At 70.5% G+C, this 8260-nt stretch carries 8 protein-coding genes; 5 read left to right on the forward strand and 3 right to left on the reverse strand.

Annotated features, from left to right (window positions below; all coding sequences use genetic code 11):
• The 3 genes from KBX53_RS14010 to KBX53_RS14020 all read left to right on the forward strand — a co-directional run.
• A partial coding sequence (locus tag KBX53_RS14010) for a saccharopine dehydrogenase family protein (RefSeq protein WP_210859661.1) occupies window positions 1-1115 on the forward strand: 1115 nt, incomplete at its 5' end.
• Window positions 1116-1229: 114 nt separating this feature from the next.
• Entirely contained in the window at window positions 1230-1961 is a 732-nt protein-coding gene (locus KBX53_RS14015) for a LamG-like jellyroll fold domain-containing protein (protein WP_210859662.1), read from the forward strand.
• Between the two features lie 466 nt (window positions 1962-2427).
• Window positions 2428-3192: a G5 domain-containing protein gene (locus tag KBX53_RS14020; protein ID WP_210859665.1), complete on the forward strand. Its 765-nt coding sequence runs from the start codon at window positions 2428-2430 to the stop codon at window positions 3190-3192.
• Window positions 3193-3319: 127 nt separating this feature from the next.
• Here KBX53_RS14020 and KBX53_RS14025 read toward each other — a convergent pair whose 3' ends face one another.
• Genes KBX53_RS14025 through KBX53_RS14035 form a run of 3 tightly spaced genes read right to left on the reverse strand, consistent with a single transcriptional unit; the run spans window position 3320 to window position 6495 of the window.
• Window positions 3320-3667, reverse strand: a complete 348-nt coding sequence (locus KBX53_RS14025; RefSeq protein WP_156057526.1) for a DUF779 domain-containing protein — start codon at window positions 3665-3667, stop codon at window positions 3320-3322.
• Window positions 3664-5169 (reverse strand): aldehyde dehydrogenase, encoded by a 1506-nt coding sequence (adh, locus tag KBX53_RS14030; protein ID WP_210859663.1) that lies wholly within the window; start codon window positions 5167-5169, stop codon window positions 3664-3666. Before adh ends, KBX53_RS14025 begins: the two co-directional genes overlap by 4 nt.
• Before the next feature lie 48 nt (window positions 5170-5217).
• Complete coding sequence (locus KBX53_RS14035) at window positions 5218-6495, reverse strand: GAF domain-containing protein (protein ID WP_030331574.1); 1278 nt, start codon at window positions 6493-6495, stop codon at window positions 5218-5220.
• A 239-nt stretch (window positions 6496-6734) separates the two neighbouring features.
• Between KBX53_RS14035 and KBX53_RS14040 the strand changes: the two genes are divergently transcribed.
• Both KBX53_RS14040 and KBX53_RS14045 read left to right on the forward strand, forming a co-directional pair.
• On the forward strand, window positions 6735-7400 hold the full coding sequence (locus tag KBX53_RS14040; protein ID WP_030331573.1) for a response regulator transcription factor: 666 nt from the start codon (window positions 6735-6737) through the stop codon (window positions 7398-7400).
• The coding region (locus tag KBX53_RS14045) for a HAMP domain-containing sensor histidine kinase (protein WP_309140770.1) at window positions 7397-8260 on the forward strand (864 nt) is incomplete at its 3' end. The genes KBX53_RS14040 and KBX53_RS14045, both read left to right, overlap by 4 nt.

The following is an 8260-nucleotide window of genomic DNA, read 5'->3' on the forward strand; positions in this document are numbered from 1 at the left end:
CCTTCTTCGAGACCATGGTGGTTGCCGACCACGACCCCGCTCGCGCCCAGCGGGCGGTCGCCGGGCATGGTGACCGCTTCGTCGCCGCCCAGGTGGACGCCGCCTCGGCCAACGCGGTCACCGCGCTGTGCCGGGAGCACCGGATCACGCACGTGCTCAACGCCGTCGACCCGCGCTTCGTCATGCCGATCTTCAACGGCGCGTTCGCGGCCGGCGCGGACTATCTGGACATGGCGATGTCGTTGTCGCACGCCGAGACCGGCGTGAAGCTCGGTGACGAACAGTTCGCACTGGCCGACACCTGGTCGACTGCCGGTCGGCTCGCGCTCTGCGGCATCGGGGTCGAGCCCGGCCTGTCGGACGTGTTCGCCCGGTACGCCGCCGACGAGCTGTTCAGCGAGATCGACGAGATCGGTGTTCGGGACGGGGCGAACCTCACCGTCGACGGGTACGACTTCGCGCCCTCGTTCTCCATCTGGACCACCATCGAGGAGTGCCTCAACCCGCCAGTCGTCTGGGAGCGGGACCGGGGCTGGTTCACCACCGAACCGTTCTCCGAGCCGGAGGTCTTCCACTTCCCGGAGGGCATCGGGCCGGTCGAGTGCGTCAACGTCGAACACGAGGAGGTGCTGCTCATCCCGCGCTGGGTCAACGCCCGGCGGGTCACCTTCAAGTACGGCCTCGGCGACGAGTTCATCGAGGTGCTCAAGACACTGCACAAGCTCGGCCTGGACGCGGTCTCCCCGGTGCGGGTCCGCGGGGTCGAGGTCTCCCCGCGTGACGTGGTGGCCGCGAGTCTGCCCGACCCGGCCACGCTCGGCGCCCGGATGCGCGGCAAGACCTGCGCCGGCACCTGGGTACGCGGCCTCGGCCCGGACGGGCGACCCCGCGAGGTCTACCTGTACCACGTGGTCGACAACGAGTGGTCGATGCGGGAGTACGGGCACCAGGCGGTGGTCTGGCAGACCGCCGTCAACCCGGTCATCGCCTTGGAGTTGCTCGCCACCGGCGCGTGGGCCGGTGTCGGGGTGCTCGGGCCGGAGGCGCTGCCCCCGATGCCCTTCCTCGACCTGCTGAACGGATACGGCTCCCCCTGGGGCCTGCAGGAACGGTGACCGGCCACCCCGGACGGCATTGACAGCGGCCGTACTCATAGTGATCATATTGATGCGCTGCGGCCACACGGGGGCCTGCAGACCAATCTCTGGAGGGCCACCATGGGTCGTGCCATGTCCGCACTCGCTCTGGGCGTCACCGCTCTCGCCGCCGCAGTCCTGGTTGACACCGCACCCGCGTACGCCGCCACAGAGGAATTGCGCCTCGACTTCGACGCCACTCCCACCGGGCAGATCGAGCCCGGTCCGTGGACGACCGGGTGCTTTGCCGACGTCGCCACCCCCGGCGACTCCGGCTGCATCGCGGTCGGTGCCCCGGGCGCCATCTCGCGTACGACCCGCCCCAGTGGTGGGGGCGCCAGCCCGGCGATCGCCTTCCCGGCCTCCGGTAGCGCCGTCGTCCAGGTCCCGGATGCCGCCAACCTCAACCCGGGCAGCCAGGACTTCACCATCAGCACCCTGGTGAAGGTTTCAGCCGGTCAGGTGACCAGCGGCGCCAACCTCATGCAGAAAGGCGTCTTCGCCGACCCGGCGCAGTGGAAGCTCCAGCTCGACGACGGCAAGCCGGGCTGCCGGATCGCCGGCACCGGCCCCAACGGGGCGGCGTCGCTGCTCATCACCGCCGACGCCTCCATCGCCGACCAGGGCTGGAAGTTCGTCCAGTGCAAGCGGCGCGGTGACGTCCTCAGCCTGATCGTCGGCAGTGAGACGGTGGCGTCCTCGACCGGTGCCACGATGACCATCACCAACACGGCGAAGGTCAACATCGGCGCCAAGGGACCGGGTCTGTCCAACAACGACCAGTTCCGCGGCGCAATGGACAACGCCCTCGTCAGCATCGGCTGATCCCGCCCGTCCCGTACTCTCGCGTCGTCCACTCGTTGTCGACGCGGGAGTACGGGCACCAGGCGGTGGTCTGGCATACCTCCCTCAACCCGGTCATCGCGTTGGAGTTGCCCGCCACCGGCGCGTGGGCCGGTGTCGGGGTGCGCGGCCGAGGGCGCTCCCCCCGACGCCTCGCTGGGGGTTGCAGGAGCGATGAACGCGTCCGGGTGACGGCATCGCGACAGTTTCGTCGCCGCGACGGGCGTCCGATCGCTCATCGAACCGATGCATGGTGATTTGCGGTTTTTGGTGGTGCTGACACCCGCACGATCGGCCCTGCCCCGCCGGCCTGGTGGGTTGCCGCGCCTATCGACTCGTCCCCCACAGGCGCGCCCCCCGACCCGTCCCGGGAAGCGAAAGGCGCAGGTGACGAACGCGACGGTGGATATTGCACACGGTATTTGCGACGACACTCATCGCCGTGACGATGCAACCACCACAGAACCCGGGTCCGTCGCACCCGCCGCCGCCCGGCCAGCAGCCCCGGCCCAACTGGTTCCGTCGGACCACTCCCGCCGGTCGGGCCGCCGTGATCCTCGGCTCGGTGACCCTGTCGATCCTGCTGCTCTGCTGCACCGGCACCGCCATCGTCAGCGCGCTGACCGGCGAGCCGAAGCCGACCCAGACCGGCACCGCTGCCGAGCAGCCGCAGCAGCCCATCCTGGCCACACCCGGCGAGCCGACCGAGGAGGCGTCGTCGGCGGCTGCCGCACCCTCCACTGTGCCTTCGTCGGCACCCCCGTCGGTGGCACCCAGCGCGTCCAGCGCGGCGGCCGCGCCCGTGGTGCAGGTGACGACGGTGACGGAGCGGGCCACCATCCGGTACGGCGAGCGGACCGTCAAGGACTCGTCGCTGGCCCAGGGCAAGCGGGTCGTCCGCACCAAGGGCGTGAACGGGGTACGGACCCTGACCTACGAGGTGACCACCACCGACGGGGTGACGACGGGCAGGAAGCTCGTCAAGTCCGCCGTGACGAAGCAGCCGGTGACCCAGGTCGTCGCCGTCGGCACCAAGAAGCCGCAGGCGTCGAAGTGCGACCCGAACTACGGCGGCTGCGTCCCGATCGCCAGCGACGTCGACTGTCTGCCTGGCTCTGGTGACGGCCCCGGGTATGTCACAGGGCCCATCAAGGTCATCGGCGACGACATCTACCGCCTGGACAACGACAAGGACGGTTACGGCTGCGACTAATCAAGGGTCGCGCTCCTTGGTAACGCAACGTCACTCAGCTGAAGACTGATTGCGGTTGAAGCGGTATACCTCTGAGGCATAAATATGACTCAGAGGTATACCGCTCTCGGCACCGGTGGCCTCGGCCTTACGGGGCCAGGTGGGAGCGGATGAGGAAGCGGACGCCGTCGGGGGCTTCCAGGGAGAAGCCGCTGCCTCTGCCCGGCACCACGTCGACGGTCAGCGTGGTGTGTTTCCACAACTCCCACTGTGACGTCGACATCCAGAACTCGACCGGCTCAGCCACCCCGTCGACCGAGAGCGAGGCGAGCAGCACGTCGGACGCGCCGGTGCGGAACTCGCCCGCCGGGAAGCACATCGGGGCGCTGCCGTCGCAGCAGCCGCCGGACTGGTGGAACATCAGCGGGCCGTGCCGCCCCCGCAGCGACCGGATCAACTCGGCCGCGGCGGGGGTGACGGAGACGACCGGCATCAGAAGAAACCGAGCTTCTTGGTGGAGTAGCTGACCAGCAGGTTCTTCGTCTGCTGGTAGTGCTCCAGCATCATCTTGTGGTTCTCCCGGCCGATGCCGGACTGCTTGTACCCGCCGAACGCGGCGTGCGCCGGGTACGCGTGGTAGCAGTTGGTCCACACCCGTCCGGCCTGGATGGCCCGCCCGGCCCGGTACGCGGTGTTCATGTCCCGGCTCCACACGCCCGCGCCCAGCCCGTACAGGGTGTCGTTGGCGATCTTCACGGCGTCGTCGAGGTCGGCGAAGGAGGTCACCGAGACCACCGGCCCGAAGATCTCCTCCTGGAAGATCCGCATCGAGTTGTCGCCCTCGAAGATGGTTGGCTCAACGTAGTACCCGCCCGACAGGTCTCCGCCCAGGTCCGCGCGGGAGCCGCCGGTCAACACGCGAGCACCCTCCTGCCGGCCGATGTCCAGGTAGGACAGGATCTTTTCGAGCTGGTCGTTGGAAGCCTGCGCGCCGATCATCGTGTCGGTGTCCAGGGGGTGCCCCTGCACGATCTGCTCGGTGCGGGAGACCGCCGCGGCGAGGAAGTCGCTGTAGTGGCCCTGCTGGATCAGCGCCCGCGACGGGCAGGTGCAGACCTCGCCCTGGTTGAGGGCGAACATGGTGAAGCCTTCCAGCGCCTTGTCGAGGAAGTCGTCGGAGTGGGCGCTGACGTCGTCGAAGAAGATGTTGGGGCTCTTGCCGCCCAACTCCAGCGTGACCGGTTTGATGTTCTCACTGGCGTACTGCATGATCAGCCGCCCGGTGGTGGTCTCGCCGGTGAAGGCCACCTTTGCGACCCGGGCGGAGGACGCGAGCGGTTTGCCGGCCTCCACGCCGAAACCGTTGACGATGTTCAGCACTCCCGGTGGCAGCAGGTCCGCCACCAGGGACAGCCAGTAGTGGATGGACGCTGGTGTCTGCTCGGCCGGCTTGAGCACCACGGCGTTGCCGGCGGCCAGCGCGGGCGCGAGCTTCCAGGTCGCCATGAGGATCGGGAAGTTCCACGGGATGATCTGCCCGACCACGCCGAGCGGTTCGTGGAAGTGGTACGCCACGGTGTCGTCGTCGAGTTCGCCGAGTGAGCCCTCCTGGGCTCGGATCGCCCCGGCGAAGTAGCGGAAGTGGTCGATGGCGAGCGGAATGTCGGCGGCGAGGGTTTCCCGGACCGGCTTGCCGTTCTCCCAGCTCTCGGCGATGGCCAGGGACTCCAGGTTGTCCTGCATCCGGTCGGCGATCCGGTTGAGGATCAGCGCCCGTTCGGCCACCGGGGTCCGGCCCCAGGCGTCGGCGGCGCCGTGTGCCGCGTCGAGGGCCTTCTCCACGTCGGCTGCGGTGCCGCGGGCGACCTCGGTGAAGGTCTGCCCGGTGACCGGGGTCGGGTTCTCGAAGTAGGCGCCGCCGTGCGGCTTGACGTACTCGCCGCCGATGAAGTGGTCGTAACGGGACTGCCAGTGGGTGGGCGCGTCGTAGCGCGTCATGGTTACCTCCGCCGTCGTTGTGCGGGTGTGCCGACGGCGACGCTAGTTTCAGGAACGTTGCAGCCACGTTGCGCGCTGGAGGTCGTACTCCCCGGCGAGCTGGTCGATGCGCGCGAGGGCGAGGGGCCGACGCGGCGCGCCCACCGGCAGCGCCCGCGCCAGAGCCTGCCAGGCGGCGAGGTCGTCGGCGCCGGCCGGCGTCGCGGTCCAGGCGGCGAGCAGCGCCGGGTCCGCGGTGGCCAGCACGGCGGCGCGGAGGTGACCGTCGATCAGCCGGCGCAGTCGCGTCACTCCCGGTGCGTCCGAGCCGGGCAGCAACGGCCCGGGGTACGCGTCGAGCGCCCCCGCCGGATCGCCCTGGTCCAACCGGTCGGCGACGGTGGTGAAGTCGGCGCGGACGGTGCCGCGTAGCCGGTACGGGCGGGAGTCGAGCAACTCGGGGCCGAGCACTCGCCGCAACCGGGACAGCTCGGCACGAAGGGTTACCGGGTGCAGCCGGTCGTCGCCGTACAGGTCGAGGCCGAGTTGTTCACCGGTGCGTCCCTCGGGGTGCTGGAGCAGCAGCACCAGCAGTTCGCTGTGCCGTCGGCCGAGCCGGACGCGTCGACTGTCGAGCCGCAGCTCCGCCTCGTCGCGGCCGAGCGCGGTAACGGTGGCCACGCCGGGTTCCGGCGGTCGGTCGGCGGCGAGCTGCGCCTCGGCGGCCCGGGCGGTGGCCCGCACCAGCGCCAGGCTCTGCGGATTGGCCAGGTGGTCCCCGCCGGTGATGTCGATCGCGCCGAGCAGCCGCCCGGTGGCGGGGTCGTGGATCGGTGCGGCGGCGCAGGTCCACCGCTGGACCGGGCGACTGAAGTGCTCGGTGGCGAAGATCTGCACGCTGTGGTCGACGGCCAGCGCGGTGCCCGGCGCGTTGGTGCCGGCGTGCGTCTCGTCCCAACGGGCACCGGGCACGAAGTTCATCCGCTCGGCGTGCCGCAGCACACCCGGGTGCCCCTCGACCCAGAGCAGCCGCCCGTGCGCGTCGCAGACCGCCATCAGGTGCGCGCCGTCCTGGGCGATGCCGCCGAGCAGGTCCCGGAACAGCGGCAGGACCCGGGCCAGCGGGTGCGCCGCCCGGTACGCGGCCAGAACGTCGTCGGCCAGGTCGATCGGCGGGGTGGCCTCGGGGTCGAGCCGGGCCGAGCGTTCCCAGGAACGACGCACCACGTCCCGTACCCGGTGCGGGGCCGACCCGGCGGTCAGGAACGCCTCGTGGGCGGCGCCGACCTGCGCGATCCGCTCCGCCGGATCGACGCCGAACTCCAGGGCGAGCCACGGGTCAGCCATCGGGCGACCTCCTCGGCCCCCATCGTGACGCAGCTCACCCGCGAGCGCCAACCGCCGTGGTTGTCGGGGACGGACCACGCAGACGACGTGAGCCGGGAACGAAGCCGACATCCGCTGGCTGGCGATGGTTTGCCCGCTGGACACGCGCGTGGAGGATGGCTGCGGCGGGTGCTTACAGAACCCTTAACCCGGGCCTGCGACGGTATGCCGGGCAAGCCGAAATGGGGGAGCGGACAAACGTGCGGGTGCTGGTGGCGGACGACGAACGGTTGTTGGCGGACACGGTGGCCGAAGGGCTGCGTCGCCTCTCGATGGCCGTCGACGTCTGCTACGACGGTGACGGTGCGTTGGAGCGGGTCGGGGTGAACCGGTACGACGTCGCGGTGCTCGACCGGGACATGCCGGGGCACACCGGTGACGAGGTGTGCCGCAGCATCGCCGACTCCCAGGTCGGCACCCGGGTCCTGCTGCTCACCGCGGCGGCCGGCATCCGCGACCGGGTGGAAGGGCTCGGCCTCGGCGCGGACGACTACCTGACCAAGCCGTTCGCTTTCGCCGAGCTGGTGGCCCGGGTGCAGGCCCTCGGGCGGCGGTCCACTCCGGCGTTGCCACCGGTGCTCTCCCAGGACGGTCTGGCGCTGGACGTGGGCCGGCACGTGGCCACCCGTGACGGCCGCCCGCTCGCGCTGAGCCCGAAGGAGTTCGCGGTGCTGCACGTGCTGCTGCGCGCGGACGGTCAGGTGGTCAGCGCCGAGGAGTTGCTGGAGCAGGCCTGGGACGAGTTCGCCGACCCGTTCACCAACGCCGTGCGGGTCACCGTGATGACCCTGCGCAAGAAGCTCGGCGACCCGGCGATCATCCACACCGTTCCGAAGGCCGGCTACCGCATCGGCGGACCGGCGTGAGCTGGACGCCCCGACGTCGGGTGCTGCTGGTGGGCCTGCTGGCGCTGCTGGCCGGGCCGGTGCTGCCGGCGATGGGCAAGTGGCTGGCGGGGGTGACCTGGATCTGGGGGCGGCAGTTCTGTGACCTGCCGGTGCCGGGACTGAGCACCGTCTGCGCCGACGTGCGACCGGGGGCGTACATGCTGCCCCTGGGGGCCGTGCTGCTGGTGACAGTGGCCGCCCTGGTGGGGCTCTGGTTCGGCGCGGCGTGGTGCCTGCGCCCGGTCGCTGACCTGGCCGGGCCGATCGGTCACCTCGGCCCGCAGAACCTCGGTCACCGGATCCGGCCCCGGGGCCGCGACGAGCTGGCCCGGCTGGCCCGGGCGATCGACGAGATGATGGAACGTGTCTCCGCCGGGTACGAGGGGCAGCGGCGGTTCGCGGCGAACGCCTCGCACGAGCTGCGGACGCCCCTCGCGGTGCAGCGGACGCTCATCGAGGTCGGCATGGCCAGGACGCTCACCGGCGAGCAGTTGGAGTTGTTGACCAGCCAGCTGCTGGAGACCAACGAGCGCAACGAACGCCTCATCGAGGGTCTGCTCGCGCTCAGCGAGAGTGACCAGGGCCTGCGCTCGCGGATCCCGCAGCGGCTCGACACGATCGTCGAGGCGGTGCTCGCCGGATACCTCGACCGCGCCCGGGAGGCCGGGGTCACCATCGGCACCCACCTCGTGCCCCGGGTCGTCGTCGGCGAGCGGGTGCTGCTGGAGCGCCTGGTCACCAACCTGGTGGAGAACGGCATCAAGTACAACCGGCCGGGCGGCTCGCTGACCGTCGTGGTGAGTGGCGTGCCCGCACTGTCGGTGGTCAACACCGGTCAC

The sequence above is a fragment of the Micromonospora sp. M51 genome (genome assembly GCF_018070305.1).
GTDB lineage: Bacteria > Actinomycetota > Actinomycetes > Mycobacteriales > Micromonosporaceae > Micromonospora > Micromonospora parva.